The organism is Streptomyces sp. NPDC056222, from assembly GCF_042264065.1.
GTDB lineage: Bacteria > Actinomycetota > Actinomycetes > Streptomycetales > Streptomycetaceae > Streptomyces.
The window spans coordinates 1-24,756 of the sequence record NZ_JBHJTL010000115.1; the positions used below are offsets into that span (position 1 = coordinate 1).

The window sequence follows — 24,756 nt, forward strand, 5'->3', positions numbered from 1 at the left end:
GATGGCCGCGGCCGCTCTGCCCGTGTGCTGCCGCGTCTTCGCACCGCAGCGGGCGGCCGTGTCCCTGCTCAGGGGCCGGGCCGCCGTGCTGTCCGACCCCTTCCCAGCAGCGGTTACAGTCCCTCTATGAGCAAGCCCCGGTCCCTGGCGCCGCCGCCGCGCACCCGTGCCTACCGGCTGGTGACGGCCCGCGGCGACTTCGCCGTCCTGGACACCGCACCCGAGGGCAAGGCCCTCGGCTCGGTGCTGCTGCTGCCCGGCTACACCGGCAGCAAGGAGGACTTCCTCGCACTGCTCGGGCCGCTGAGCGACGCCGGCTACCGCGCCGTCGCGGTCGACGGCCGGGGCCAGCACGAGAGCCCGGGGCCACGGCACCGCGCCGCGTACAGCCGGCGGGCGCTGGCCCTCGACGCCGTCTCCCAGGCCCTCGCGCTCGGCGACGGGCCCGTGCATCTGCTGGGGCACTCCTTCGGCGGGCTGGTGGCGAGGTCCGCGGTGTGGCTGGCACCGGAGGCGTTCCGTTCGCTGACGCTGCTCTCGTCGGGGCCCGGCCGGGTCGCCCGGCCGCAGCGCGTCCGTGTCCGGCTGCTGCGCGGGGCGCTCGCGCTGCTGCCCAAGGAGCGGGTGTGGCGGGCGACGCGCTGGCTCGACAGCCGGGGCGAGGAGCCGGGCGTGACCGACCCGCCGGAGATCGTGAGCTTCCTGCGGCGCCGCTGGATGCGCACGCGGATCGTCCAACTGTCCGTCACGGGACGGCTGTTGAGGCGCGACAGGGACGGTACGGCTCAGCTGGCGCAGCTCACCGTGCCGCTGCACATCGCGTACGGGGACGAGGAGATGGTCTGGCCGACGGCGAGCCTGGCGGAGGCGGCGCGGCGTACCGGGGCCCATCACACGGTGGTCGCGGGTGCGGGCCACTCCCCCAACGTGTCCCATCCGCAGGAGCTGGCCGACCGGCTGACCGCGTTCTGGGAGCGCTGCCCCTAGGGCACTGGACGGTCCGGCCCGTCAGAACTGGGCCTGGAGGTGCTGCCAGAACCCGTCCCGCAGCGCCCTGCGCAGCGCCGCGTGGCCCCGCAGGGAGCGGCTGAGCAGCTTCTCCGCCTCGATGAGCAGATCCTGGTCGACCGGTCCGGGCAGATACGGATGCCCGGGCAGCAGCTCGGCCAGGGCGTCGGGGCCGCGCTCGACGAGCCAGGTCGCGGCGATCTGGGCACCGACGAAGCGGACCTCGTCGCGCGAGGGCGGCGGCTCGCCCTCGTTCTCGTACGTCGTGACGGGGCGTCGGGTGACGTAGGGACGACAGAAGTCGAGGTCGAACGTGCGCTGGCTGTCGACCTCCCAGAGCAGCGGCTCGGCCTGGTTGCGTCCGTCCGCGGCCTCGATGCCCCAGAGGTGGACGCGGGCCCCGTACCCCTGGGCCGCCTCGACGGCCGAGACGAGGTCCTCGTCGCCGCCGACGAGGGCGGCGTCGCTGATGGCGCGGTGGCGGGCGAGGGACTCCAGGTCGGAGCGGATGAGGGAGTCGACGCCCTTCTGCTGGTTGTTGGCGTTGAGGTTGCCGAGGCGGACCTTGACGTCGGGCAGCTCGGCGATCGACTGCTGCTCGGGGGTGTGGATACGGCGCCGTGCGCCGTCGTACCAGTAGACGCGCAGCAGCCGGCTGTCGGCGAAGATCGTGCGGGCCTTGTCGATGAAGGCCTCGATCAGCCCCTCGGCGTCGAGGTCGAAGGAGCGGCGGTCCTCGGTGCCCGCGACCAGCAACCCGGCCGCAGCATAGACGTAACCTGCGTCGACGAAGATGGCGTGCGTCGAGGGTGTCTTGGCCACCTCGGCGAGCATCCGCTGGAGGAGCTCATTGGTGCGCTCCAGGCGGGCTCCGAGGTCGCGGACCGGGTCGCCGGGCGTCGTCTGAGGTATCTCTGCGTCGTTCATACGGGCCTCATTCTCCGCCGGTCGCGGCCCCGTCGCCAACGTCCCCTACCGCTTAGTAGTTAGCCATCCGAAAAATTTCCTTAGCGTAGGGAATGTTTGCAGGATGCATCCCGTTGGAACGCTATGTAACTCGCATCGCAGTTCTCCACCAGGAGGATCAACTCAGACGAAGGGAGAAGCCTGTGCGCTTCGAAATCCTGCGACTGGACGACATCGACGGCACGCCCGTCGACCGAACCGTCGTGGACGCCGCCTCCGTCAACCGGATCGTGCAGCAGGCCGCATCGATCGGCCAGCGCATCTGGATCCGTCCGGCCGACACCACGGCCTCATAACAAGGCATCCGCTCAGACGCACCGCGCCCCCGCATGGACTCCGTGAACCGGAATCCGTACGGGGGCGCAGTGGCGTGCGGGGCGACCTCCGGGCTCCCTAGGAGCCCTGGATGACCTGGGTGACGCCGTTGATGATCTGCTGGACGGCGATGGCCGACAGCATCATGCCGGCGAGCCGGGTGACGAGCACGACGCCGCCGTCCTTGATGACGCGGATGATCAGCAGCGAGTAGCGCATGGTCAGCCAGAGCACGACGTGCATGGCGACGATGGCGGCCCAGACCGAGACCTGCGCGGCGGTGCCGTCGGCGTGCTGCACGGCGAGAATCACCGACACGATCGCACCGGGCCCGGCGAGCAGCGGCATCCCGAGGGGGACGAGGGCGACGTTGACGTCCTTGGTCTGCTTGGGCTCGTCGGTCTTGCCGGTGAGCAGGTCGAGCGCGATGAGCAGGAGGAGCAGACCGCCGGCGATCATCAGCGCGGGTACGGACACATGGAGATAGTCGAGGATCTGCTGCCCGAGGATCCCGAACACGGTGATGACCCCGAAGGCCACGGCAACGGCCTGCCAGGCCATCCGCCGCTGAACCTTGGCGGGCCGTCCGGAGGTGAGGGCGAGGAAGATCGGGGTGATCCCGGGGGGATCCATGATCACAAAAAGGGTCAGAAAGAGCGAGCCGAAGACGGCGACGTCGAACACGGTGAGCCTTGCGATTTGGGGTGTACGAGGGATGGGGGCGCGCTTGTGGGGGCGCGGTGCCCTTGGCGGGCGACGTGGGGGCGACGTGGGCGGCGTCCCGGGCGGGAGAACCCGCCCCGGCACGGTGAATGCCCGCTCCGGGGCAACCGCCGAGAACCGACCGGGACCCGCCGGGCTCCGGAAACGGCTCCGCCGAGGGGCCGAGTCGGTGCCCGGCGGGGCTCCCGATGACGGCTCCGGTCGGAGCGAGTCCGGGTTCCACGGGGCCGGAGTCCAGGTCCCGCAAGGTCCGGGGCCAGGCCCCGGCAGGGCCGAGGCCGAGTCCGCCGGGCCCGAGTCCGGGTCCGCAGGAGGCCGAGTCCGCAGCGGGCCGGGCCAGGTCCCCAGGAAGCCGAGTCCGGGTCCCGCAGGGGTTCCGGGGCAGCGCCCGGGGCCCGCGCGGGACCTTTCCGGTGGCCGGTCCCGGTAGGGACTACGCGGGTCCGCCCGTGCCCGGGACCGGGAAGGCGCCCGTGGCGCGGCGGGTGATCTCGCCGTAGATCTCGGGGTCCGTGGTGAAGTCCCCGAGGCGGCACGTCTTGCGGCTGCCGTGGTAGTCGCTGGAGCCCGTGGCCAGCAGCCCGAGCTCCTTCGCCAGCCCCCGCAGCCGCGCCCGCGTCGCCTCGTCGTGGTCCATGTGGTCGACCTCGATGCCGTCGAGACCGGCCTCCGCGAGTCGGGCGATCGCGGACTCCGGCACGACCTCGCCGCGCTTGACGGCGAGCGGGTGCGCGAAGACCGTGACGCCGCCGGCCGCCTTGACGAGTCGGATCGCGTCGAACGGGTCGAGCTCGTGCTTCTCCACGTACGCCCGTCCGCCGTCCGCCAGCCACTCCTGCGTGAAGGCCCCGGACACGTCCGGTACGACGCCGAGTTCGACGAGCGCCTCCGCGACGTGCGGGCGGCCCACCGAGCCGTCCCCCGCGATCCGGGCGACCTGCTCCCACGTGGCGGGGACGCCGAGCTCCTGGAGCTTGCCGACCATCGCCCGGGCGCGCGGCACGCGGTCGTCCCTGACCAGCTCACGCTCGGCGGCCAGCTCGGGCTCCTCGGGGTCGAAGAGGTAGGCGAGCATGTGCAGCCCGACCCCGTCGACCCGGCAGGACAGTTCGGCTCCGGTGACGAGGGTCAGCCCCTCGGGAAGCGCGGCGATCGCCTCGGCGTACCCACGCGTCGTGTCGTGGTCGGTGAGGGCGACGACGTCGAGTCCGGCGGCCGCCGCGTTGCGGACCAGCTCGGCCGGGGTGTCCGTGCCGTCCGAGGCGGTGGAGTGGGTGTGCAGATCGATGCGCACGACGCGGTACTCCAGGGCTCGGGGCGGACGAAGGGGACGCTCCAGCATAACGGGGGAATCGAACACCCCCGCCCCGTCGCGCCCCACCCGAAGCCGCGGGGCTCGCTACGTGAGCAGACGCGGCGTCAGCGCCCCGCACGGCAGCAGTTCGACCTCCGCGCCCGCGTCCCGGAGGTCGGTCAGCACCAGCTCGTCGTACATCAGCAGCCCGGACTGCTCGGGCCACACGATCGCCCACAGCCACAGCCCGCGCGCCTCACCCGCGAAGACCGCACGGTCCTGCGGCGCGCCGTTCACGTGCCACAGCGGCGTCGGACGGCCGGCGGCGAGCACCTTCGTCTGGGCGGGCTTGTCGATCGCCATGTGGGGCCCGGGGTCGGGTCCGTCGATCCCGGCGTATCTCGCACCGAGTCCCACGCCCAGCTCCTCCGCGACGAGCAGCAGCTCACCGATGCCGCCGAGCGGCCCGGGACCGGAGCAGGCGACGGCCGTCGCGCGCCCTCCGCTGCGGTCGTCACCTGCGTACGCGACCCCGGTGAAGAGCCATCCGACGGGCAGGGGCCACGGCATCCACACAGGCACCTGGGTCCGGTGCACCACGACACCGAGGGCCTCGACGCTGGGCGGGATCACGGGTTGCAGCGGGTGCACCGAGCCGTGCACGTCGCACTGCCACGAGTCGGCAAAAAGACCGGGCGCCCTGACCCGGCCACCGCACTTCGGGCAACTGGGTTCGCCCCTCATAGAGCCCAACGGTCCTACCCCACCGCGTCCACGTCAAGGACGATCACCCGTCCGGCCCGACCAGTTCACCCCGAGTAATAGATGCGGTTTGCACACATCGGCTCGTCCCGCCCATTCCGTGTACGCCTCAACCACCGACGCACGCCACACGAGGGAGGCGCGGCCTCAATCCAGCGACACGGACCTGCGCAGCGGATCCCGCAGATCCGTGCCGTTCGTCAGCCAGCGCTCCTGGAGCGCGTCCGCACCGTGGACCCGCTTCCACGCCGCCTCGTTGGACGTCATCGGCAGCAGCGGCAGGAACCGCACCGGATCCATCGGCTCGTCGAGCTCCAGGTCCTCCACCAGACCACCCGGCTCCGCGACGAGGACCGAGCTGAACGGGGCCCCGGGCCACAGGGGTTCACCCACGTCGAGCGAGGCCCCCGCGGCCACCACCACGCCCTCGACCTGCGGTGTCGAGGCGAGGACGGCGAGCGGGCGCAGCACCTTGTCGGTGTCGGCGAGCCCGCCCCGTACCGACAGCACCAACTCGGCGCGCGGGCCCTTCACGGGGTCGGCGAGCGCGGACGTCGGGTCGGTCATCGGGTGCGCGGACATGCCGAGGGTGGCGTACCGCACGACATCGCCGTCGACGAACCGGAGCACCTCGATCCGATCCGTACCGAGGAACGTCACCGCGGCCCGCGCGTCCGGTTCACCGAGCGCCGTACGTAGCCGGGCCTCGACCAGAGCAAGAACTTCTCCCATGACGCGAGCATAAAGCGCGTATGGAACGGGCAAAGGAAGGGATTGACCCTCTGTCGGCTGATAGTCTTGGCCGCTGGTCGGGACTCCCGACTACTCGTCATCCCCCAAGGGGGACCGGCTGGAGGAGGTGGGGCTGCGTGGATCGAAGTCGATCGGGCAGTACCAACCGCTCTTCCGCCCCGCACCCGAGCCCGGTGCGTTCCTCCCGGTGATCTGAGGCCTTCCGCACCCGGTCCGCCCCGTCATCCGGCATCTCGCACGACGGAAGAGCACTTCGCCTTTGCCTGTCTGTAGCGAACGCCGTCACCGCGATCCCGCGGTGCCGCCCGCTTTGTGGACGACGTAGCTCCACGTCCCCATTCCGGGCTGTGCCACGCCTCGCCGACGGCTTCTCCGTGAAGGAGCATGCCAAATGTCGATGATCCGTGACCTCCGTGCCGCGGTCCGCCCCTCCCTGCGCCCCTCGCTGCGCAAGGGCGGCTCCACCCTCGCCTCCCCGTACGCCAACTACGACGCCACCCGCGACCCCTCCGCCTCCAGCGCCGTCGTCGACTGCGCCGTCTACCGCGACGGCCGTCGCATCGACGACCGCGCCTGCCTGACGCCCCGCGGCGCGATGCGCCAGGTACGGGAGAGCGGCGGCTTCGCCTGGATCGGTCTGCACGAGCCGACCGAGTCCGAATTCGCGGGTATCGCCGCCGAGTTCGGGCTCCACCCGCTCGCCGTCGAGGACGCCGTCCACGCCCACCAGCGACCCAAGCTGGAGCGGTACGACGACACCCTCTTCACCGTCTTCAAGACGATCCACTACGTCGAGCACGCCGAGCTCACCGCGACCAGCGAGGTCGTCGAGACCGGCGAGGTGATGTGCTTCACCGGCCCCGACTTCGTCATCACCGTCCGGCACGGCGGCCAGGGCTCCCTGCGCAACCTGCGCCACCGCCTCCAGGGCGAGCCCGAACTGCTCGCCAAAGGCCCCTCGGCCGTCCTCCACGCCATCGCCGACCATGTCGTCGACGGCTACATCGCGGTCGCCGACGCGGTCGAGCTCGACATCGACCAGATCGAGATCGACGTCTTCTCCCCGCCGGCCAAGGGCTCCACGCGCGGCACCGACACCGGCCGGATCTACCAGCTCAAGCGCGAGGTACTGGAGTTCAAGCGGGCCGTCACCCCGCTGCTGCGCCCGATGCAGCTGCTGAGCGAGCGCCCGATGCGGCTGGTCGACCCCGACATCCAGAAGTACTTCCGTGATGTCGCCGACCACCTCGCGCGCGTCCAGGAGCAGGTCGTCGGCTTCGACGAACTCCTCAACTCGATCCTCCAGGCCAACCTGGCCCAGGCGACCGTCACGCAGAACGAGGACATGCGCAAGATCACCTCCTGGGCGGCCATCATCGCCGTGCCGACGGCGGTCTGCGGCGTGTACGGCATGAACTTCGAGCACATGCCCGAGCTGGAGTGGAAGTACGGGTACCCGATGGTGCTCGTCGGCATCGCCGCGGCCTGCTTCGCCATCCACCGCACCCTGAAGCGCAACGGCTGGCTCTAGGCGGCGCACCGGCCGGCACTGGATAGGCTGCGGGGCATGACAGACACGCTGCTCGGCCTCGCCCTCGTCGAGGAGGCCACCAAGAAGTCCGGCCTCATCTGGGTCCGGGGCGACGCCCCCGCGGCCCGGGCGCTGTGGCACGTCTGGCACGAGGGCGCGGCGCACGTCGTGGGCGACGGCCCGGGCGAGCAGCCGCTCCCCGGCCTCGTCGCGGGCGCGACGGCCGAGGTCACGGTCCGCAGCAAGGACAAGGGCGGCCGGATCGTCGCCTGGACGGCGGCGGTGACCGAACTGGCTCCGGGCACGGAGGAGTGGGACGCCGCGGTCGCCGAGCTGAAGGGCAAGCGCCTGAACGCGACGGACGGCGAGGCGATGCCGGACCGGTGGGCGCGCGAGTGCCGCGTGCTGCGGCTCACTCCGCAGGACTCCACGACGGAGCTTCCCGACGGGTCCCTGGCGGCGGTTCCCCAGCCGTCGGAGGCCACGACGCGGCGCCCGGTTCCGGCGGCGCTTCCCCGTCTGCTGCTGAAGCGCCGCAAGCGCTGACCCGACGCGGGCCCGACCGGTCCGACGGCCGGCCCTTCACGTACGCGGCAGCTGCTTGCCGTAGTCCAGGGTCTGGTCCTTCGACGGCTCCTCCAGCGGGAAGTCCTTGTCCCACTCGGACAGCACCACCACCCCCGCACCGCCGCCGCGCGCGAACTGGAGCGGGAACGGAGTCCCCTCCAGCGCGACGTCCAGCGTGCCGCCCTCGCCGTCCTCGCCGCCCTTGACCTTGACCGTGCGGATGCCGCCGATCTTGTCGCGGTCGCCCTTGACGACGTCGCCGTGCAGCCCGATGAGCCCGTCGAGCAGCAGATCCATGTCGGTGAAGCCGCGCAGCTGCTTGTACGAGGGGTCGTCCTGCGGCACCTTCACATACTTGTCGTCGAGCTTGTCGGCGGCCTCGCTGTCCGACTCGTCCGGCTCCTCGGACGCCGATCCTCCGGACGCCGCGCCGCCGTTCGCCTTGCCGTCGGACGCCCCCTCGCCGGGCGCCCAGAAGCCGGCGTCGGCCTTCAGATAGAGCGCCTCGCCGATCCGCAGCAGCTCGAACGTGCTGTTCTTCGTCGTCACCGAACCGCTCGCGCCGTCCTGCTTGAGCCGCATGTTCAGCTTGTACGTGCCGCCCTTGCTGACCAGGGTCCCGGCCAGCCGTACCGCCTTCGCGGCATCGGCGGCCGACTGCGCCTTCTGCTCGATGGCGGTCGCCTCCAGCTTCCCGACCCCGTTCGTCCCCTCGTCCGGATCCGATGCGCAGGCGGTGAGACCCGCCACGAGCCCGGCGCAGAGCGCCACGGGCAGGACGGCCCGGCGGATGCGCGATGCAGTGGGGAGTGCGGTCACCTGCGCTGCCTCTCGAATGTCGTCGGTGGGGGGACGGCAGACCGCAGCGTACCCGGGACGGGAGTCTCCCCCGCAGGCAGCCGTACGGGCGCTCTTCCGGGGCGCCACGGAAGGGCACGGGCTAGCCTGAACCCGGCATATCTCGGCAATGACCCGAATCGTGCGACATCGAGGAGGCGCGTGGCATGGTGGCAGGCGCCCCCCGGGTCTTCGTCTCGCACATCGCCGGTGTCCCCGTGTTCGACCCCAACGGCGACCAGGTCGGCCGCGTCAGCGACCTCGTGGCCATGCTCCGGGTGGGCGGCCGCCGGCCGCCCCGGCTGCTCGGCATGGTCGTCGAGGTCCTCAGCCGCCGCCGGGTCTTCGTCCCCATGACCCGGATCACGGGCGTCGAGTCCGGCCAGGTCATCACCACGGGCGTGGTCAACATGCGCCGCTTCGAGCAGCGCCCCACCGAACGGCTCGTCCTCGGCGAACTCCTCGACCGCCGGGTGCGGCTCGTGGAGACGGACGAGGAGGTCACCGTCCTGGACGTGGCCATCCAGCAGCTGCCGGCCCGCCGCGACTGGGAGATCGACAAGGTCTTCGTACGGCGCGGCAAGCCCGGCGCGCTGCGCCGCAAGGGCGAGACGCTGACCGTGGAGTGGTCGGCCGTCACCGGCTTCTCGCTGGAGGAGGAGGGCCAGGGCGCCGAGAACCTGGTCGCCACCTTCGAGCGGCTGCGCCCCGCAGACCTGGCCAACGTGCTGCACCACCTCTCCCCCAAGCGGCGGGCCGAGGTCGCCGCCGCCCTCGACGACGACCGGCTCGCCGACGTCCTGGAGGAGCTGCCGGAGGACGACCAGGTCGAGATCCTCGGCAAGCTGAAGGAGGAACGCGCCGCCGACGTCCTGGAGGCGATGGACCCGGACGACGCCGCCGACCTGCTCTCCGAGCTGCCGGAGGAGGACAAGGAACGGCTGCTGACGCTGATGCGGCCCGACGACGCCGCCGACGTGCGCCGGCTCCTGGCGTACGAGGAGCGGACCGCGGGCGGTCTGATGACGACCGAGCCGATCGTGCTGCGGCCCGACGCCACGGTCGCGGACGCACTGGCACGCGTACGGCAGCAGGACCTGTCCCCCGCGCTCGCCGCCCAGGTGTACGTGTGCCGGCCGCCGGACGAGACTCCGACGGGCAAGTACCTGGGCACGGTGCACTTCCAGCGGCTGCTGCGCGACCCGCCGTTCACGCTCGTCAGCTCGCTCGTCGACAGCGATCTGCCGCCGCTCGCCCCGGACACCCCGCTGCCCGCCGTCACCAGCTACCTGGCCGCGTACAACATGGTCGCGGCGCCGGTGGTGGACGAGAGCGGGTCGCTGCTCGGCGCGGTCACCGTCGACGACGTACTCGACCACCTGCTGCCGGAGGACTGGCGGGAGACGGAGTTCCACGGGGAGGGAGCCCCGCATGGGAGCTGAGCGCGCGCAGGAGCGGGAGAGAGAACGGGAGCGGGAACGGGAACGGGAGCGGACCCTGCCCCGGATCCGGCTCGATCTCCCGCGCGAGCGGCGGTCCAGGCTGCTGCCGGAGTACGACCCGGAGGCCTTCGGCCGGCTCTCGGAGCGGATCGCCCGCTTCCTGGGAACCGGACGCTTCCTCGTCTGGATGACCCTGACGATCGTCGTCTGGGTGCTGTGGAACATCTTCGCGCCGACGCCGCTGAGGTTCGACGAGTACCCGTTCATCTTCCTGACGCTGGTCCTGTCGCTCCAGGCCTCGTACGCGGCCCCGCTGATCCTCCTCGCCCAGAACCGGCAGGACGACCGGGACCGGGTCAATCTCGAGCAGGACAGGAAGCAGAACGAGCGGTCGATCGCGGACACCGAGTTCCTGACGCGGGAGATCGCCGGACTGCGGATGGGGCTCGGCGAGGTGGCGACCCGGGACTGGATCCGCTCGGAGCTTCAGGACCTGATCAAGGAGATGGAGGAGCGCCGGGACGGCCATCGGGATCTATTCCCTCCGGGCGGCGATCACCGAAGTGACGTACCCGACCGCTGACGGGCTTTCCGGGGCCGGTGGTCCGCGCCGTACCATCGTCGGTATGGCTACGGAAGACGCGGTGCGCGAAGCACTGGCGACGGTGAACGACCCCGAGATCAACAAACCGATCACCGAGCTCGGCATGGTCAAATCGGTGGAGATCGGATCCGACGGCAGGGTCGCCGTCACGGTCTATCTCACCGTCTCCGGCTGCCCGATGCGCGACACGATCACCCAGCGCGTGACCGACGCGGTCTCCCGGGTCGAGGGCGTCTCCGGCGTCGACGTGACGCTCGACGTGATGAGCGACGAACAGCGCAAGGAGCTGGCCGCGGCGCTGCGCGGCACGACGGCCGAACGTGAGGTCCCGTTCGCCAAGCCCGGCTCGCTGACCCGCGTGTACGCGGTCGCCTCCGGCAAGGGCGGCGTCGGCAAGTCGTCCGTGACCGTGAACCTCGCGGCGGCGATGGCCGCCGACGGCCTGAAGGTCGGCGTCGTCGACGCCGACATCTACGGCCACTCGGTGCCCCGGATGCTGGGCGCGGACGGCCGTCCGACCCAGGTCGAGAACATGATCATGCCGCCGTCCGCGAACGGCGTGAAGGTCATCTCCATCGGCATGTTCACCCCGGGCAACGCCCCGGTCGTCTGGCGCGGCCCGATGCTCCACCGTGCCCTCCAGCAGTTCCTCGCGGACGTGTACTGGGGCGACCTGGACGTGCTGCTGCTCGACCTGCCCCCGGGCACGGGCGACATCGCGATCTCGGTGGCGCAGCTGGTGCCGAACGCCGAGATCCTCGTCGTGACGACCCCGCAGCAGGCGGCGGCCGAGGTCGCCGAGCGGGCCGGCTCGATCGCCGTCCAGACCCATCAGAAGATCGTCGGTGTCGTCGAGAACATGGCGGGCCTGCCGTGCCCGCACTGCGACGAGATGGTCGACGTCTTCGGCACGGGCGGCGGCCAGAAGGTCGCGGACGGCCTGACCAAGACCACGGGCGCGACGGTCCCGGTCCTCGGGTCCATCCCGATCGACGTCCGCCTGCGCGAAGGCGGCGACGAGGGCAAGCCGGTCGTCCTGACCGACCCGGACTCCCCCGCGGGCGCGGCCCTGCGCGCCATCGCCGGCAAGCTCGGCGGTCGCGCCAGGGGCTTGTCGGGAATGAGCCTGGGCATCACCCCGCGCAACAAGTTCTAGAGCGCGTCGGCCCGCACGGGCCCGCGCAGCGACGAAGGGGCACCCCGGTCGGGGTGCCCCTTCGTCGTGTCTGCGCTCCTCGCGCCTACGCGTACGCGTTCAGGTCCTCGACCCCCGAGAACCCCAGCCCGTAGGCGCTCATGCCCCTGCCGTAGGCCCCGATGTGCACCTCACCCGCAGACCCGGCCAGCACCCACCCGAACTCCGACTCCCGGTAGTGGAACGGCACCGGCACCCCGTCCACCGGCAGCGACAGCGTCGACCACTCCGGTCCCGTCAGGTCGTCCGCCAGCTCGAAGGCCGTCTCCGTCTGCTGGTCCAGCCAGTCGTTCCGCAGCGCGTGGTCCAGCTGCGCCGGCCAGGTGTACGCGAGGAGCCCCGAGCCGGCCAGCCACGCGGCCGAGGCGACCGTGGTGGCGTCCAGGACCCCCGTACCGTCGGCGGAGCGCCGCACCGGGTTCGCCGCGACCGTCACGACGACCGCGAAGCGCTCCTTCTCTTCCACGCTCGCGTCGGACTTTATGGACGGCTCGTCCCCGTGGCCCATCGACCCGTGCTGGACGGTCCCGTCCGCCGCCGTGCCGACCTGCATCAGCCAGCGCGGCCCCGTGAACGCCTCGTCAAGTCCGTACCAGGTGAAGGGTGCGCGCAGAAAGCCTTCGACCGTGCGCCGGGCAGCGGGCACTCCCTCCACCCGACTCGTCGTCTCCATCTCGGCCGCCTCCTCGATCCGTTGTGCCCGCGTCGGCGGACAACAGATGGAGGATAGCCACCGGTGTGTGCCCGGTGGTGTCAGCCCAGGTGGTCAGGTCGCGTCGGAGTCGTACGGCGGCCGCTCACCGGTGCCCGGCTTGTCCTGCTTCTTCAACAGGTCCGGTGAACCGTTGACGGCGGCCGGAACGGACGGGGTCTCCGTCTCGCGGCCGTGCACCGCGTCGGCGACCTCGTTCATCTCCTTCTTGAGGTCGAAGCTGCTGCGCAGCTCCTTCAGCTCCTTGAAGTCCTCGTTGCCGTCGAGCTGCTTGCGCAGGAACGTCTTCGGGTTGAGGTCCTCGAACTCGAAGTCCTTGAACTCGGGCCCCAGCTCGGTGCGGATGTCGGCCTTCGCGCTCTCCGAGAATTCGCGAATCTTTCGGATGAAGCGCGAGACGTCCTGGATGACCTTCGGCAGCTTGTCCGGGCCGAAAACGAGCACAGCGAGGACCACGAGCGTCACGAGCTCGAGTATGCCTAGGTCGTTGAACACCTTGCTGCTCCTTACACGGGGTTCGGGGCCCGCTCCACGGTACCCGCCGAAGCTGCCGGGCGGGTACCTTGCGGTGTCTCCCACATGGCGCTCAGTCGCCCTGGGAGGAACCGAGCGTCAACGTCTTGGTCTGCTCCTTGCCGCCGCGGAGCAGCGTCAGCTCCAGCCGGTCCCCCGGGCGGTGGGCGCGGATCTTGACGATCAACTCCTCGCCGCTGTGGACCCGCTGGCCGTCGACCTTGGTGATCACGTCGCCGGGGCGGATGCCGGCCTTGGCGGCCGGGCCGCCGGGGGTGACGGCGGCGGAGCCGTCCTTGCCCTTCTCGCCGACGCGGGCGCCGTCGCCGTTGAACTGCATGTCGAGGCTCACACCGATGACGGGGTGGGTGGCCTTTCCTGTATTGATCAGCTCCTCGGCGACCCGCTTGCCCTGGTTGATCGGGATGGCGAAGCCCAGGCCGATGGAGCCGGACTGGCCGCTCTCGCCGCCCTCGCCGCCTCCGGCGGCGCGGATGGCGCTGTTGATCCCGATGACCCGGGCCTTGGAGTCGACCAGCGGGCCGCCCGAATTGCCCGGGTTTATCGGCGCGTCGGTCTGGAGGGCGTCGACATAGCTGACGTCGCTGCCGTCGCCCTTCTCGCCGCCGGCCGTGATGGGCCGCTCCTTGGCGCTGATGATGCCGGAGGTGACGGTGTTCTGGAGGTCGAAGGGGGCGCCGATGGCGACGACCGGGTCGCCGACCCGCACGTTGTCCGAGTTGCCCAGCGGCAGTGGCTTGAGCCCCGAGACTCCGGTGACCTTGACGACGGCGAGGTCGTAGCCGCTGTCCTTTCCGACCAGCTTGGCGCTCGCGGTCTCACCGCTGCTGAAGGTGACCGAGATGTCCCCGGAGGAGGAGGCCGCGTCGACGACGTGGTTGTTGGTCAGGATGTGGCCCTGGGTGTCCAGGACGAAGCCGGTACCGGTGCCCGAGGCGCCACCGCCGCTGACGTGGAGGGTGACCACGCTGGGCAGGGCACTGGCGGCGATCCCGGCGACGCTGTCGGGGGCACGGCCGGAGTCCTCGGGGCCGGCCTGGGGCAGCTCGATCGTGCTGATGCCGCCGTTGCGCTCGACATAGGCGCCGACCGCGCCGCCGAGAACGCCCGTGATCATGGCGAAGACCAGTGCGCCCGTGAGCGCGAGCCCGCGCCGGGAGCGGCGCCGCTTGGCGGGCGGCTCCGCGCCGATGGTCAGCGGGACGAGCGGGGTGACTGCGGCCCCGGGGGCGCCCCAGGGGTCGTACTGCACCCACTGCGCGGGCTGCTGGGGCGTCGGCGCGGCCTGCTGCGGCATCGGCTGCGGTGCGGGTGCCGGATGGGGCGCCGTGTGCGGGGCGTGCTGGGGTACGGGCTGCGGAGGTACGGGGACCCCCTGGGCCGGAGTCGCCACCGGCCGCTGCACGGGCGGGGCGGGCGCCCAGGGGCCGGGCCCGCCGTAGGGCGGGGTCCGGTACTCGTCGGGCTCGTGAAGCGGCTGCGGCGCGGCGCCTGGCTCCGGAACCGTCTCCGACCCGGACTCCGGGACCGTGGCAAGGACCGGGACGGGCCCAGGAGCGGGGGACGGGACCTGGTCAGCGCCGTGCTCCGGGGCCACGGCCTGGCCCGGGACGGCGCCCTGCTCGTGGCCCGGGACCGGGACCTGGTCCGAGACAGCGACCTGCTCCTGGTCCGGCACCTGGTTCGGCGCGGGCACCCCGTCGGCGGGCGGCTCGGGGGCCGTGGGGGGCTCCGTTGCCGCGGGTGCGGCGAGCGTGAAGTCCCCCTCGTCCGCGGCCGGCGGCTCCGGTATCTCCCCGGCACCGCCCCCGGGGTGACCCCCGGCCGACGGCGTCGTGGGCCGGCTCCACCACTTCGGCTTCTGGCCGGTGGGCTTCCCGTCGTTCATGCTCTCCCCGCAACAGCTGGCCTGACCGCGCCCGCCTGCGTCGGGCACTCGTGACCTGGATTCAACCAGGTCCCGGGTCAGCGTTGGGAGGTGAGCGGGATCGTCGACGAGCCGGAGGCCGCCGACGTGGTCGGGGCCGGGTTGACGGTCGGGCCGCCGAGCGTGTTGAGCCCGGACGTGAACGCCAGGTGCAGCGCCGGTCCCGTCGGCCGTATGAACGGCGAGAGGGCCAGCAGCGACGGCGGAGCCTGGTCCTGGAACCGGCCGGTCACCGCGGGGGTCGCCTCACCGGGAACCAGGGGTCCGGGCGCCACGACCCCGGGCGTCGACAGGGGCGTGCCGACCGGGCCGGTCGACGAGTCCGTGACGGACCGCTCTCCCGAGCGTCCGCCGCGACCCGTGGCCGCGCCCATGTTCGTACCCGCGCCGTTGCCCGAGTTCGAGCCGGTGCCACCGCCCGACGCGGCTGCCCGCAGCGGGGTCACGGTGTTGCCCGTGCCCTCGCCGCGCGCGCCGACGTTCACCGAGGACTCCAGCGGCAGGGCGCCGCCGAGCGCGATGGCCGCGAACGAGACCGCGCTGGCCGCCGCGATGCCGAACCGCCGTCCGCGCCAGGGCGAACGGTCCTGGTCGGGACGGCCGACCGCGTGGATACGGAAGCCGGAGTGCGGGGAGACGACGGCCGTGGCGAAGCCGTCGGACTTCACCCCGCCGGCGCCGCCGGACCCACCGGATCCGCCCAGGCCGAAGAGTTCGTCGAAGGGTCCCCCGCGACGGTCGTCGCCCCCCGGGTCACCGGGGCCCCCGGGCAGCCCCTGGAGACGGGCGAGAAGGCCCTCCGAGGGCGGAGGGGGTGCGGAGGAGGCGAAGACGCTCTTCAGCGTGCGCTGGGCGTCGGCCTCCGCCTTGCATTTGGGACAGGTCGCGAGGTGCGCGAGGACCCGCTCGCGGGCGTCGTGGCCGAGCTCCCCGTCGACCAGCGCCGCGAGCCGGTCCCCGAGGTGCTGCTCCGCGGGGGTCGGTCCGGCAGGACGTGTGTTCACGCCGTACCGCCCTCCCAGCCGACGGCGGCCAGCGCGCGCTCCGCCCGAGCCTCGGGGGAACGGTGCTTCAGCGCCTTGCGCAGGTGGGAGCGCCCGCGGTGGATCCGGCTGCGGACCGTGCCGAGCTTCACGCCGAGCGTTGCGGCGATCTCCTCGTACGAGAGTCCTTCGATGTCGCAGAGGACGACCGCGGCCCGGAACTCGGGCGCGAGGGTGTCGAGAGCCTGCTGGACGTCGGCGTCGAAGTGCGTGTCGTTGAACGCCTGCTGCGGCGAGGGCTCGCGGCTGGGCAGCCGCTCGGCCGCGTCGTCGGCGAGCGCGTCGAAACGGATCCGCTGCTTGCGGCGGACCATGTCGAGGAAGAGGTTGGTGGTGATGCGGTGCAGCCAGCCCTCGAAGGTGCCCGGCGTGTACGTCGACAGCGAGCGGAAGACGCGGACGAAGACCTCCTGCGTGAGGTCCTCGGCGTCGTGCTGGTTGCCGGTCAGCCGGTAGGCGAGGCGATAGACCCGGCCACTGTGCGTGCTGACGATCTCCTCCCAGGTGGGCGGAGTCCACGCCTGCGATTCCGCATCCGATGCGAAGGTCGCGGTGGTGGGAGCGGAGTCGGCGGTGTGGATTCGGTCAGCGGTGTCGGTCACGGATTTCGGCTCACCCGCCGACCTGAGAAGACGCCGAAGCACTCCTCCCCGATCCACAGGCGCAGCCGCACCTCCCCTGTCGGCTCTGGTGGTGTCCAGTGGAGCCCCTACCATAGCCACCTCGCCCGTTAGCTCCGGATAAGAATCTTTACGCGAATTTGGGGGCCGGGTGGGCCGGCGCTCCGTATCGCTCCCGCCTCCTCAGAACGCGCGGTCCCATCTGCGGGTTCCCGCGTGCAGCGGATACAGTCACCGTTGCGCCAACTACGGGGACAGGAGAGGGCCATTACCGCCAACCGGCAGACGAGCTGGGCGTTCGCCGACGCCTTTGTCGCCGAGGACGAAGCGCTGCACTGGGCCCGTGACCGGGCCCGGGAGGCAGGGCTGCCCTCGGTGTCTCCGGGCACCGGCGCCGCTCTGCGCCTGCTGGCGGCCACGGCGGGCGCGAAAGCGGTGGCCGAAATCGGTACGGGCACGGGGGTGTCCGGGATCTATCTGCTGCACGGAATGCGGCCGGACGGGGTCCTGACGACCGTGGACCTGGAGCCGGAGCGTCAGCAGTTCGCGAAGACGGCCTTCCGGGCGGCGGGCTTCGCCGGGAACCGGGCGCGTTTCATCCCGGGCCGGGCACTGGACGTCCTGCCGCGACTCGCGGACGGCGGGTACGACCTCGTCTTCTGCGACGGCGACCGGCTGGAGTGCCTGGACTACCTCGCTGAATCGTTGCGCCTGCTGCGACCCGGGGGTTTGGTCTGCTTCGAGGGAGTCTTCGCGGACGGCCGTACGGTCGACTCCGCGGCTCAGCCGGCGGAGGTGCTGCGGGTGCGCGAGCTGCTGCGTGCGGTCCGCGAGAGCCAGGAGCTGCTGCCGTCCCTGCTGCCGGTCGGCGACGGCCTCCTGTGCGCGGTGCGACGGGGCTGAGGCTCCTCAGGGCCGCCGAACGCGCGACCTGCCCCCGACACACTCCTGCCCCGGCGCGGTGGGTACCGTGCCGGGGCAGGAGCGGACAATCCTGGCTTGTCGCGTCAGCCGACTACCTGCTTCAGGGCGTCGCCGAGTGCTTCGGCCTCGTCCGGGGTCAGCTCGACGACAAGCCGACCGCCGCCTTCGAGCGGAACGCGCATGACAATGCCCCGCCCCTCCTTGGTCACCTCGAGCGGGCCGTCGCCCGTCCGCGGCTTCATGGCCGCCATGCTTGTTCCCCTTCCTGAAACCAGCTCTTCGTCAGCCGACGGCCCCTGATCGGGAGCACACGTCACCGGCATCGAACACATTGCTTCCAGGTCATTATCCCGCATCACAGGACCCGATGACCAACATCAGGTTGCATCGCTTCAGCAACGCGCTTCCGCAAAACCGCCCTTTTCGGCGATCAGCCTGCGATACTTCGCCGCCGCCCCACCGCTCCTCCCCCCTCGGTCTTTGACGCAGCTCACATGTGCGGGGTGCGTGATCTCCGACATCCTGGGGGTCCCCAGGACGACGTCCGGGGGTGGGGGTCCCCCCGGACGAAGTCTGGGGGAGGTCAGGACGCAAAAGACGCGAAGGGAAGCCCCGATGGCCGACACCGTTCTGTACGAAGTGAGCGACGGACTCGCCACGATCACGCTCAACCGGCCCGAGGCCATGAACGCGATGAACGTCGAGGCGAAGGTCGCCCTGCGGGACGCGGCGGAGGCTGCCGCGGCGGACACCGCCGTACGAGCCGTGCTGCTGACGGCGGCGGGCGACCGGGCGTTCTGCGTGGGCCAGGACCTGAAGGAGCACGTAGGTCTGCTGATGTCGGACAAGGAGTCCGGGACGCAGCACACGATGAACACCGTCCGGGACCACTACAACCCGATCGTCACGGCGCTGACCGGCATGAAGAAGCCCGTGGTGGCGGGCGTCAACGGGGTCGCGGCGGGGGCCGGCTTCGGCTTCGCGCTGGCGGCGGACTACCGGGTCGTCGCCGACACCGCCGCGTTCAACACCTCCTTCGCGGGTGTCGCGCTCACCGCCGACTCCGGCATGTCGTGGACGCTGCCCCGGCTGATCGGCGCGAGCCGCGCCTCGGACCTGCTGCTCTTCCCGCGCTCGATCAGCGCCCAGGAGGCGTACGAGCTCGGCATCGTGAACAAGCTGGTCCCGGCCGCCGACCTCGCGCAGGAGGCCCTGAAGGTCGCCCGCGCCCTGGCCGAGGGCCCGACCGTGGCGTACGCGGCGCTGAAGGCGTCGCTGGCGTACGGGGCGGACCACTCGCTCACGGAGGCGCTGGAGAAGGAGGACGAGCTCCAGACGGCGGCGGGCGCGTCGGAGGACCACACGATCGCGGTCCGGGCGTTCCTGGCGAAGGAGAAGCCGCGGTACGTGGGCCGGTGACACCGGGCGTGGCCCGGGTCGTCGTCAGCGGCCGCCCCGGGCCACGCACCCCTTCAGGTGGTCGTCGACGAGGCCGCAGGCCTGCATCAGGGCGTACGCCGTCGTCGGGCCGATGAACCGCAGCCCGCGCTTCTTCAGGGCCTTGGCCAGGGCCGTCGACTCGTCCGTCACGGCCGGGACGTCGGCGAGGGTCAGCGGGGCCGGCCGGGTCGCCCGATCCGGGGCGTACGACCAGATCAGGGCGTCGAGTTCGCCGGGAGACCAGGTCGCCAGCGTCTTCGCGTTCGCCAGCGTCGCGTCGATCTTCGCCCGGTTCCGGATGATGCCCTCGTCCACGAGGAGCCGCTCGCGGTCCGCCTCGCCGAACTCCGCCACCGACGCGATCTTGAAGTCGGCGAAGGCCCGCCGGAAGCCCTCACGGCGGCGCAGGATCGTGATCCAGGAGAGACCCGACTGGAACGCCTCCAGGCACAGCCGCTCGAACAGCGCGTCGTCGCCGTGGACCGGGCGTCCCCACTCCTCGTCGTGGTACGCCACGTAGTCCTCGGTCGACAGGCCCCAGGGGCAGCGCGGTCGGCCGTCGGGGCCGGGGATCGCCTCGCCGCTCACCGGTCCTCGTCGTCCTTCCGCAGCGAGGGGCCCGCCCCGCCGTGCCCGCCGGCCAGCGCCGCCTGCAGCTCCGCGATCCGCGCGTCCCGCTCGGCGAGCTCGGCGCCCAGGCGGCCCAGGACGTCGTCCACGTCCGCCATGCGGTAGCCCCGCGCGGTCACCGGCAGCCGGAGCGCCTCGATGTCGGCGCGGTCGACCGGCCGGCTCGCCGGCAGGGGGTCGACCAGCTGCTCCGGTGCCACCTCGGGCAGCACCTCGCTGTCGCCGCCGCCGACCACCGCCAGGGTGACCGCAGCGACGACCACGACCATCGCGATCAGCAAGAACCAGAACACCAGCGCGCCTCTCCCCGGAGTGGAAAACGTCCCACCGCCGATCGTGCCATGCGCCACCGACAGTTAGGGTCGCAGGCGAACGGACGCGAGGGAGGACAAAAGGGATGCTGCGCTTGGGACGGCGTGAATTCGGGCCGCACGAGCCGGTGATCATGGCGATCGTCAACCGGACCCCCGATTCCTTCTACGACCAGGGCGCCACCTTCCGCGACGAGCCGGCCCTCGCCCGCGTGGAGCAGGCGGTCGCCGAGGGCGCCGCCATCATCGACATCGGCGGGGTGAAGGCGGGCCCCGGCGAGGAGGTCACGGCGGAGGAGGAGGCGCGCCGCACGGTCGGCTTCGTCGCCGAGGTACGGCGTCGGCATCCGGACGTCGTCATCAGCGTCGACACCTGGCGGGCCGATGTCGGCGAGGCGGTCTGCGAGGCCGGCGCCGATGTCCTCAACGACGCGTGGGGCGGGGTGGACCCGCGGCTCGCGGAGGTCGCCGCCCGGTACGGCGCGGGGCTCGTCTGCACCCACGCGGGCGGCGCGGAGCCGCGGACCCGGCCGCACCGGATCGAGTACGAGGACGTGATGGCCGACATCCTGCGGGTGACCGTGGGGCTCGCGGAGCGGGCGGTCGAGCTGGGCGTACGACGGGACGGGATCATGATCGACCCGGGGCACGACTTCGGGAAGAACACCCGCCACAGCCTGGAGGCGACCCGGCGGCTCGGTGAGATGACGGAGACGGGGTGGCCGGTGCTGGTCTCCCTGTCCAACAAGGACTTCGTGGGCGAGACGCTGGACCGGCCGGTGAAGGAGCGGGTGCTGGGCACGTTGGCGACGACGGCGGTGTCGGCGTGGCTGGGCGCGCAGGTGTACCGGGTGCACGAGGTCGCCGAGACGCGGCAGGTCCTGGACATGGTGGCGACCATCGCGGGGCACCGCGCCCCCGCTGTCGCCCGGCGGGGGCTGGCGTAGGCGCGGGGCGCCGGGCGCCCCGCGCACGGCGCCTAGCGGCCCGTCTCCTTCGTCACCAGGGCGACCGCCTCGTCCACGTCGTCCGTCACGTGGAAGAGCAGCAGGTCCCGCTCCGAGGCCTTGCCGCCCGCGACGACCGAGTCGCGGAGCCAGTCGACGAGGCCCTTCCAGTACTCCGTACCGAAGAGGACGATCGGGAAGCGGGTCACCTTGCGCGTCTGGACCAGGGTGAGCGCCTCGAAGAGCTCGTCCAGGGTGCCGAGGCCGCCCGGGAGGACCACGAAGCCCTGCGCGTACTTCACGAACATCGTCTTGCGGACGAAGAAGTAGCGGAAGTTCACGCCGATGTCGACGTGCGGGTTGAGCCCCTGCTCGAAGGGGAGCTCGATGCCCAGGCCCACCGAGATGCCCTTGGCCTCCCGCGCGCCCTTGTTCGCCGCCTCCATGGCGCCCGGGCCGCCGCCCGTGATCACCGCGAAGCCCGCGTCGACCAGCGCGCGGCCGAGCCGCACACCGGCCTCGTACTCGGGCGAGTCGGGCTTCGTACGGGCCGAGCCGAAGACGCTGATCGCGCTCGGCAGTTCGGCGAGCGCGCCGAAGCCCTCGACGAACTCGGACTGGATGCGCATGACCCGCCAGGGGTCGGTGTGCACCCATTCCGAGTCGCCCTCGGTGTCCAGCAGACGCTGATCCGTGGTGCCCGGCTGGACCTGCTCGCGGCGCCTGAGCACCGGTCCCTGCCGCTGCTCGTCCGGCTTCTGCGCTCCCTCGGGGATACCCATGGCCTGCTCCCTCCACCGATCCACTGATCTTCTGGTTCGGTCAGGGTAGGTCCACAGACGTGACAAAAAGCGAAATTACGTCTGTCAGGCAGTGAGCCAGTCGCGGAGCCGGTCCTCGCACTGGACGATCCGGTCCACGACGACGTGCTCGTCGACCTTGTGGGCGTAGATCGGGTCACCGGGGCCGTAGTTGACCGCGGGGACGCCGAGCGCGCTGAAGCGGGCCACGTCGGTCCAGCCGAACTTGGGCAGCGCGGCGCCGCCGACCGCCTTCATGAACTCGGCCGCGGCCGGGTGCGAAAGGCCCGGCAGGGCGCCGCCGCTGTGGTCGTCGATCACGAACTCGGCGACCCCGCAGTCCGCGAAGACCTCGCGGACGTGTGCCTCGGCCTCGGCCTGGGTGAGGTCGGGGGCGTAGCGGTAGTTGACGACAACCGTGCAGGCGTCGGGGATCACGTTGTTGGCGACGCCGCCCTCGATCCGTACGGCGTTGAGGCCCTCGTGGTACTCCAGGCCGTCGATGACCGGCTTGCGGGGCTCGTACGCGGCGAGGCGGGCCAGGATCGGGGCCGCCGCGTGGATGGCGTTGGAGCCCATCCAGGAGCGCGCGGAGTGGGCGCGCTCGCCTTCCGTACGCAGAAAGACCCGGAGGGTGCCCTGGCAGCCGCCCTCGACCTCGGCGTTCGAGCCCTCCAGGAGGATCGCGAAGTCGCCCTCCAGCCAGTCGGGGTGCGCCTCGGCGACCTTCCCGAGACCGTTGAGGTGGGCGGCGACCTCCTCGTTGTCGTAGAAGACGAACGTGAGGTCGCGGTTGGGCTCGGGGACGGTGGCGGCGATCCGGAGCTGGACGGCGACGCCCGACTTCATGTCGGTGGTGCCGCAGCCCCACAGGATGCCGTTCTCGTCGAGGCGCGAGGGCACGTTGCCCGCGATCGGGACGGTGTCGATGTGGCCGGCCAGAATGACCCGCTCGGCGTGGCCGAGCCGGGTGCGGGCCACGACGTTGTTGCCGTACCGGTCGACGGCGAGGTGCGGCAGGGCACGCAGGGCCTGCTCGATCGCGTCGGCGAGCGGCTTCTCTGTCCCGCTGACGGAGGGGAAGTCGACGAGCGCGGCGGTGAGCGCCGGACCGTCCAGCGTGAGGTCGAGGGGAGCATTGTCAGCCATGTGCCGACCCTAACCCGGCCTCCAGTACGGTTGGCCCCGTGTCCGAGTCCATCCGTCCCTCCCGCAGCACCCGAAAAGGCCGTCCTGCCAGGTTCACGGCCGCGTTCGCCGTGCTCCTCGGTCTGGCCGCCTATCTGGCCGTGCACCAGGTCACGGGCCCCAAGGGCGCTCCGGGCTGCACCGTGGGCAGTGGCGAGAACTCGTACGAGTTCTCCCCGGAGCAGGCGTCGAACGCCGCCACCATCTCCGCCGTGGGCACCACCCGCCGGATGCCGGAGCGCGCGGTCACGATCGCGCTGGCGACGGCGCTCCAGGAGTCCGCGCTGCGCAACATCCAGCACGGCGACCGGGATTCGCTCGGCCTGTTCCAGCAGCGCCCGTCCATGGGCTGGGGAACACCGGAGCAGATCATGGATCCGGTGTACTCCTCGGGGAAGTTCTACGAAGGTCTCGCGAAGGTTCCGGGCTATTCGCGGCTCCCGCTGACCGTGGCGGCGCAGAAGGTGCAGCGCAGCGGTTTCCCCCAGGCGTACGCGAAGCACGAGCCGGACGCGGCGCTGCTTTCGGCGGCGCTCACCGGCCGCTCGGCCGCGTCCCTGAACTGCACGACGAGCCCGGCGAAGAACGGGCAACCGGCGGATCCGGCGAAGGTGCGTACGGAGCTGGTGCGGGCCTTCGGCGAGAAGGCCGCCCCGAAGGCGACGGCCGGCGGCGCGGGCAGCGCGGGACGCTCCGGGGCGAACGTCGGCGAGGCTCCCGCCGTGCTCTCCGTGCCCGTCCTCGCGACCACGGGCACGGACGCACAGCGGGGCTGGGAGCTCGCCCACTGGGCGGTGGCGCGGGCGGACGACCTGCGGATCGCGGAGGTCGCGTACGCGGGCAAGGTCTGGCGCGCGGACAACGCCTCGGGGGCGTGGATGAAGACGGACGACGGCGACAGCGGCGGCACGGTTCGCATGCGGCTCGCGAAGTAGCCGAACGCCCCACCGGGCACCCGTACGGGAAGTCACCCGACCGAGCTATTCGCCGAGTGCCGGGCCGCTCGCCGCCCCGCACCGAACTCCCTCGCGCCCATTCCCTTGCCGGACAAGGGAAGTGACGGTTCAGCAGGCGGGGGATCCCGGGACGCGTTCGTCCGCTTTCCTCCCAGCTGATAATGCGATGCATTGCGCAGCCTTTACCTTCGACCTCCGAAACCTCCCTCCCTCGCCTCGGTTGTCACGGAGTCAGAACGTCCTCTCCGTCGAAGGAGCACCATGTCCCTCCCCCTGACCCGTCGGATCGCCCGCGCCGCACTTCTCGTGGCGGCCGGAGCAGCCCCCGTGGTCGGTGCGGCCGGGTCCGCGAGCGCCCTGGACCACAGCATCGCGCCCACCGGAGCCCTCTCCGGTATCTCCAGCCTGGACGGCGCCGGTGTCGGCAACGCCGTCGACGGCGCCTCGCAGACCGCCACCGGCGTGGTCGGCGACACCGGCGGCGAGGCCGTCGGCAAGGCCGTCCCGACCGCGCAGAAGGTCGCGGGCGACACCGCGGGCAACGCGGGCGAGGCCCTCGGCGACACCGCCGGCGGCGTCTCCGAGCACGCCCCGTCGGCGGACGGCCTCGGCCAGAACCTGCCGACCGGCGGCGTGCCGTCGCTGGGCGGCCTGCCGCTCGGCGGCTGACCCCGTCCGGTTCTCCGGCACCGGTACGGGAGAGGGCCCGGGGAGCATCACGCTCCCC

At 71.8% G+C, this 24,756-nt stretch carries 28 protein-coding genes; 12 read left to right on the plus strand and 16 right to left on the minus strand.

Going from position 1 to position 24,756, the window contains the following annotated elements:
* Positions 1–126: 126 nt before the first annotated feature.
* Positions 127–987, plus strand: a complete 861-nt coding sequence (locus ACFC0D_RS33905) for an alpha/beta fold hydrolase (protein WP_376444552.1) — start codon at positions 127–129, stop codon at positions 985–987.
* A 21-nt stretch (positions 988–1,008) separates the two neighbouring features.
* Here the strand turns inward: ACFC0D_RS33905 and ACFC0D_RS33910 are convergent, their stop codons facing one another.
* Positions 1,009–1,935: an NYN domain-containing protein gene (locus tag ACFC0D_RS33910; protein WP_376444555.1), complete on the minus strand. Its 927-nt coding sequence runs from the start codon at positions 1,933–1,935 to the stop codon at positions 1,009–1,011.
* Between the two features lie 182 nt (positions 1,936–2,117).
* On the opposite strand from ACFC0D_RS33910, the gene ACFC0D_RS33915 reads away from it, so the two are divergent.
* Positions 2,118–2,270: a hypothetical protein gene (locus tag ACFC0D_RS33915; protein WP_318103221.1), complete on the plus strand. Its 153-nt coding sequence runs from the start codon at positions 2,118–2,120 to the stop codon at positions 2,268–2,270.
* 97 nt (positions 2,271–2,367) lie between these two features.
* Here the strand turns inward: ACFC0D_RS33915 and ACFC0D_RS33920 are convergent, their stop codons facing one another.
* The 4 genes from ACFC0D_RS33920 to ACFC0D_RS33935 form a co-directional block, all read right to left on the minus strand.
* Positions 2,368–2,973 (minus strand): MarC family protein, encoded by a 606-nt coding sequence (locus ACFC0D_RS33920; protein ID WP_376444558.1) that lies wholly within the window; start codon positions 2,971–2,973, stop codon positions 2,368–2,370.
* Between the two features lie 472 nt (positions 2,974–3,445).
* Positions 3,446–4,306 (minus strand): PHP domain-containing protein, encoded by an 861-nt coding sequence (locus ACFC0D_RS33925; RefSeq protein WP_329116337.1) that lies wholly within the window; start codon positions 4,304–4,306, stop codon positions 3,446–3,448.
* A 105-nt stretch (positions 4,307–4,411) separates the two neighbouring features.
* Positions 4,412–5,050 carry a DUF6758 family protein gene (locus tag ACFC0D_RS33930; RefSeq protein ID WP_376444562.1) on the minus strand — a complete coding sequence of 213 codons (639 nt, stop codon included), beginning with the start codon at positions 5,048–5,050 and terminating at the stop codon, positions 4,412–4,414.
* 165 nt (positions 5,051–5,215) lie between these two features.
* The gene (locus ACFC0D_RS33935) at positions 5,216–5,800 is read right to left on the minus strand and encodes a suppressor of fused domain protein (protein ID WP_376444565.1); all 585 of its coding nucleotides are present in this window, start codon (positions 5,798–5,800) and stop codon (positions 5,216–5,218) included.
* Positions 5,801–6,212: 412 nt separating this feature from the next.
* Here ACFC0D_RS33935 and ACFC0D_RS33940 point away from each other — a divergent pair, with 412 nt between their 5' ends.
* Both ACFC0D_RS33940 and ACFC0D_RS33945 read left to right on the plus strand, forming a co-directional pair.
* A complete protein-coding gene (locus ACFC0D_RS33940; RefSeq protein WP_376444568.1) occupies positions 6,213–7,352 on the plus strand; it encodes a magnesium and cobalt transport protein CorA in 1,140 nt (379 codons plus the stop codon).
* Between the two features lie 36 nt (positions 7,353–7,388).
* The gene (locus ACFC0D_RS33945; protein WP_376444570.1) at positions 7,389–7,898 is read left to right on the plus strand and encodes a hypothetical protein; all 510 of its coding nucleotides are present in this window, start codon (positions 7,389–7,391) and stop codon (positions 7,896–7,898) included.
* A gap of 36 nt (positions 7,899–7,934) precedes the next feature.
* Here the strand turns inward: ACFC0D_RS33945 and ACFC0D_RS33950 are convergent, their stop codons facing one another.
* On the minus strand, positions 7,935–8,738 hold the full coding sequence (locus ACFC0D_RS33950; RefSeq protein ID WP_376444573.1) for a hypothetical protein: 804 nt from the start codon (positions 8,736–8,738) through the stop codon (positions 7,935–7,937).
* A 185-nt stretch (positions 8,739–8,923) separates the two neighbouring features.
* On the opposite strand from ACFC0D_RS33950, the gene ACFC0D_RS33955 reads away from it, so the two are divergent.
* Genes ACFC0D_RS33955 through ACFC0D_RS33965 form a run of 3 tightly spaced genes read left to right on the plus strand, consistent with a single transcriptional unit; the run spans position 8,924 to position 11,958 of the window.
* Positions 8,924–10,198 (plus strand): magnesium transporter MgtE N-terminal domain-containing protein, encoded by a 1,275-nt coding sequence (locus ACFC0D_RS33955; RefSeq protein ID WP_376444576.1) that lies wholly within the window; start codon positions 8,924–8,926, stop codon positions 10,196–10,198.
* Entirely contained in the window at positions 10,188–10,781 is a 594-nt protein-coding gene (locus tag ACFC0D_RS33960; RefSeq protein WP_376444579.1) for a DUF1003 domain-containing protein, read from the plus strand. Before ACFC0D_RS33955 ends, ACFC0D_RS33960 begins: the two co-directional genes overlap by 11 nt.
* Before the next feature lie 43 nt (positions 10,782–10,824).
* On the plus strand, positions 10,825–11,958 hold the full coding sequence (locus tag ACFC0D_RS33965) for an Mrp/NBP35 family ATP-binding protein (protein WP_376444582.1): 1,134 nt from the start codon (positions 10,825–10,827) through the stop codon (positions 11,956–11,958).
* An 85-nt stretch (positions 11,959–12,043) separates the two neighbouring features.
* On the opposite strand, the gene ACFC0D_RS33970 is transcribed toward ACFC0D_RS33965, so the two are convergent.
* The 5 genes from ACFC0D_RS33970 to sigE all read right to left on the minus strand — a co-directional run bounded on the left by ACFC0D_RS33970 (position 12,044) and on the right by sigE (position 16,929).
* Complete coding sequence (locus tag ACFC0D_RS33970) at positions 12,044–12,670, minus strand: hypothetical protein (RefSeq protein WP_376444586.1); 627 nt, start codon at positions 12,668–12,670, stop codon at positions 12,044–12,046.
* Positions 12,671–12,763: 93 nt separating this feature from the next.
* A complete protein-coding gene (locus tag ACFC0D_RS33975) occupies positions 12,764–13,204 on the minus strand; it encodes a sec-independent translocase (RefSeq protein ID WP_376444589.1) in 441 nt (146 codons plus the stop codon).
* 91 nt (positions 13,205–13,295) lie between these two features.
* A complete protein-coding gene (locus tag ACFC0D_RS33980) occupies positions 13,296–15,131 on the minus strand; it encodes a trypsin-like peptidase domain-containing protein (protein ID WP_376444592.1) in 1,836 nt (611 codons plus the stop codon).
* A gap of 77 nt (positions 15,132–15,208) precedes the next feature.
* Positions 15,209–16,174 carry an anti-sigma factor family protein gene (locus tag ACFC0D_RS33985; protein ID WP_376444595.1) on the minus strand — a complete coding sequence of 322 codons (966 nt, stop codon included), beginning with the start codon at positions 16,172–16,174 and terminating at the stop codon, positions 15,209–15,211.
* On the minus strand, positions 16,171–16,929 hold the full coding sequence (gene sigE / locus ACFC0D_RS33990) for an RNA polymerase sigma factor SigE (protein WP_329116361.1): 759 nt from the start codon (positions 16,927–16,929) through the stop codon (positions 16,171–16,173). The genes ACFC0D_RS33985 and sigE overlap by 4 nt, the downstream gene beginning before the upstream one ends.
* Positions 16,930–17,070: 141 nt before the next feature.
* Here sigE and ACFC0D_RS33995 point away from each other — a divergent pair, with 141 nt between their 5' ends.
* On the plus strand, positions 17,071–17,736 hold the full coding sequence (locus ACFC0D_RS33995; RefSeq protein ID WP_376444622.1) for an O-methyltransferase: 666 nt from the start codon (positions 17,071–17,073) through the stop codon (positions 17,734–17,736).
* 104 nt (positions 17,737–17,840) lie between these two features.
* Here the strand turns inward: ACFC0D_RS33995 and ACFC0D_RS34000 are convergent, their stop codons facing one another.
* Positions 17,841–18,008 (minus strand): DUF3117 domain-containing protein, encoded by a 168-nt coding sequence (locus ACFC0D_RS34000; protein WP_006346801.1) that lies wholly within the window; start codon positions 18,006–18,008, stop codon positions 17,841–17,843.
* A gap of 364 nt (positions 18,009–18,372) precedes the next feature.
* Between ACFC0D_RS34000 and ACFC0D_RS34005 the strand changes: the two genes are divergently transcribed.
* On the plus strand, positions 18,373–19,176 hold the full coding sequence (locus ACFC0D_RS34005) for an enoyl-CoA hydratase/isomerase family protein (protein ID WP_376444600.1): 804 nt from the start codon (positions 18,373–18,375) through the stop codon (positions 19,174–19,176).
* 24 nt (positions 19,177–19,200) lie between these two features.
* Here the strand turns inward: ACFC0D_RS34005 and ACFC0D_RS34010 are convergent, their stop codons facing one another.
* Both ACFC0D_RS34010 and ACFC0D_RS34015 read right to left on the minus strand, forming a co-directional pair.
* Positions 19,201–19,785: a DNA-3-methyladenine glycosylase I gene (locus tag ACFC0D_RS34010; RefSeq protein WP_376444602.1), complete on the minus strand. Its 585-nt coding sequence runs from the start codon at positions 19,783–19,785 to the stop codon at positions 19,201–19,203.
* Positions 19,782–20,120: a hypothetical protein gene (locus ACFC0D_RS34015; RefSeq protein ID WP_376444605.1), complete on the minus strand. Its 339-nt coding sequence runs from the start codon at positions 20,118–20,120 to the stop codon at positions 19,782–19,784. Before ACFC0D_RS34015 ends, ACFC0D_RS34010 begins: the two co-directional genes overlap by 4 nt.
* Positions 20,121–20,224: 104 nt before the next feature.
* On the opposite strand from ACFC0D_RS34015, the gene folP reads away from it, so the two are divergent.
* Complete coding sequence (gene folP, locus ACFC0D_RS34020) at positions 20,225–21,085, plus strand: dihydropteroate synthase (protein WP_376444608.1); 861 nt, start codon at positions 20,225–20,227, stop codon at positions 21,083–21,085.
* Positions 21,086–21,117: 32 nt separating this feature from the next.
* Here folP and ACFC0D_RS34025 read toward each other — a convergent pair whose 3' ends face one another.
* Both ACFC0D_RS34025 and dapE read right to left on the minus strand, forming a co-directional pair.
* Positions 21,118–21,867 carry a TIGR00730 family Rossman fold protein gene (locus ACFC0D_RS34025; RefSeq protein ID WP_376444611.1) on the minus strand — a complete coding sequence of 250 codons (750 nt, stop codon included), beginning with the start codon at positions 21,865–21,867 and terminating at the stop codon, positions 21,118–21,120.
* Between the two features lie 84 nt (positions 21,868–21,951).
* A complete protein-coding gene (gene dapE, locus ACFC0D_RS34030) occupies positions 21,952–23,034 on the minus strand; it encodes a succinyl-diaminopimelate desuccinylase (protein WP_376444614.1) in 1,083 nt (360 codons plus the stop codon).
* Positions 23,035–23,072: 38 nt separating this feature from the next.
* Between dapE and ACFC0D_RS34035 the strand changes: the two genes are divergently transcribed.
* Both ACFC0D_RS34035 and ACFC0D_RS34040 read left to right on the plus strand, forming a co-directional pair.
* The gene (locus ACFC0D_RS34035) at positions 23,073–24,008 is read left to right on the plus strand and encodes a hypothetical protein (protein WP_376444617.1); all 936 of its coding nucleotides are present in this window, start codon (positions 23,073–23,075) and stop codon (positions 24,006–24,008) included.
* Between the two features lie 282 nt (positions 24,009–24,290).
* On the plus strand, positions 24,291–24,698 hold the full coding sequence (locus ACFC0D_RS34040; RefSeq protein WP_376444620.1) for an ATP-binding protein: 408 nt from the start codon (positions 24,291–24,293) through the stop codon (positions 24,696–24,698).
* The last annotated feature ends 58 nt before the right edge of the window (positions 24,699–24,756 follow it).

Excerpts from the sequence above, each read along its gene's own strand:
- ACFC0D_RS33935 (WP_376444565.1), bottom strand. The coding sequence starts at position 5,800 with ATGGGAGAAGTTCTTGCTCTGGTCGAGGCCCGGCTACGTACGGCGCTC.
- folP (WP_376444608.1), top strand. The coding sequence starts at position 20,225 with ATGCTGCGCTTGGGACGGCGTGAATTCGGGCCGCACGAGCCGGTGATC.
- ACFC0D_RS34005 (WP_376444600.1), top strand. The coding sequence starts at position 18,373 with ATGGCCGACACCGTTCTGTACGAAGTGAGCGACGGACTCGCCACGATC.
- dapE (WP_376444614.1), bottom strand. The coding sequence starts at position 23,034 with ATGGCTGACAATGCTCCCCTCGACCTCACGCTGGACGGTCCGGCGCTC.
- ACFC0D_RS33965 (WP_376444582.1), top strand. The coding sequence starts at position 10,825 with ATGGCTACGGAAGACGCGGTGCGCGAAGCACTGGCGACGGTGAACGAC.
- ACFC0D_RS33910 (WP_376444555.1), bottom strand. The coding sequence starts at position 1,935 with ATGAACGACGCAGAGATACCTCAGACGACGCCCGGCGACCCGGTCCGC.
- ACFC0D_RS33970 (WP_376444586.1), bottom strand. The coding sequence starts at position 12,670 with ATGGAGACGACGAGTCGGGTGGAGGGAGTGCCCGCTGCCCGGCGCACG.
- ACFC0D_RS33930 (WP_376444562.1), bottom strand. The coding sequence starts at position 5,050 with ATGAGGGGCGAACCCAGTTGCCCGAAGTGCGGTGGCCGGGTCAGGGCG.
- ACFC0D_RS34040 (WP_376444620.1), top strand. The coding sequence starts at position 24,291 with ATGTCCCTCCCCCTGACCCGTCGGATCGCCCGCGCCGCACTTCTCGTG.
- ACFC0D_RS33940 (WP_376444568.1), top strand. The coding sequence starts at position 6,213 with ATGTCGATGATCCGTGACCTCCGTGCCGCGGTCCGCCCCTCCCTGCGC.
- sigE (WP_329116361.1), bottom strand. The coding sequence starts at position 16,929 with ATGGTAGGGGCTCCACTGGACACCACCAGAGCCGACAGGGGAGGTGCG.
- ACFC0D_RS33945 (WP_376444570.1), top strand. The coding sequence starts at position 7,389 with ATGACAGACACGCTGCTCGGCCTCGCCCTCGTCGAGGAGGCCACCAAG.
- ACFC0D_RS34000 (WP_006346801.1), bottom strand. The coding sequence starts at position 18,008 with ATGGCGGCCATGAAGCCGCGGACGGGCGACGGCCCGCTCGAGGTGACC.
- ACFC0D_RS33955 (WP_376444576.1), top strand. The coding sequence starts at position 8,924 with ATGGTGGCAGGCGCCCCCCGGGTCTTCGTCTCGCACATCGCCGGTGTC.
- ACFC0D_RS33960 (WP_376444579.1), top strand. The coding sequence starts at position 10,188 with ATGGGAGCTGAGCGCGCGCAGGAGCGGGAGAGAGAACGGGAGCGGGAA.
- ACFC0D_RS34025 (WP_376444611.1), bottom strand. The coding sequence starts at position 21,867 with ATGGGTATCCCCGAGGGAGCGCAGAAGCCGGACGAGCAGCGGCAGGGA.
- ACFC0D_RS33905 (WP_376444552.1), top strand. The coding sequence starts at position 127 with ATGAGCAAGCCCCGGTCCCTGGCGCCGCCGCCGCGCACCCGTGCCTAC.
- ACFC0D_RS33980 (WP_376444592.1), bottom strand. The coding sequence starts at position 15,131 with ATGAACGACGGGAAGCCCACCGGCCAGAAGCCGAAGTGGTGGAGCCGG.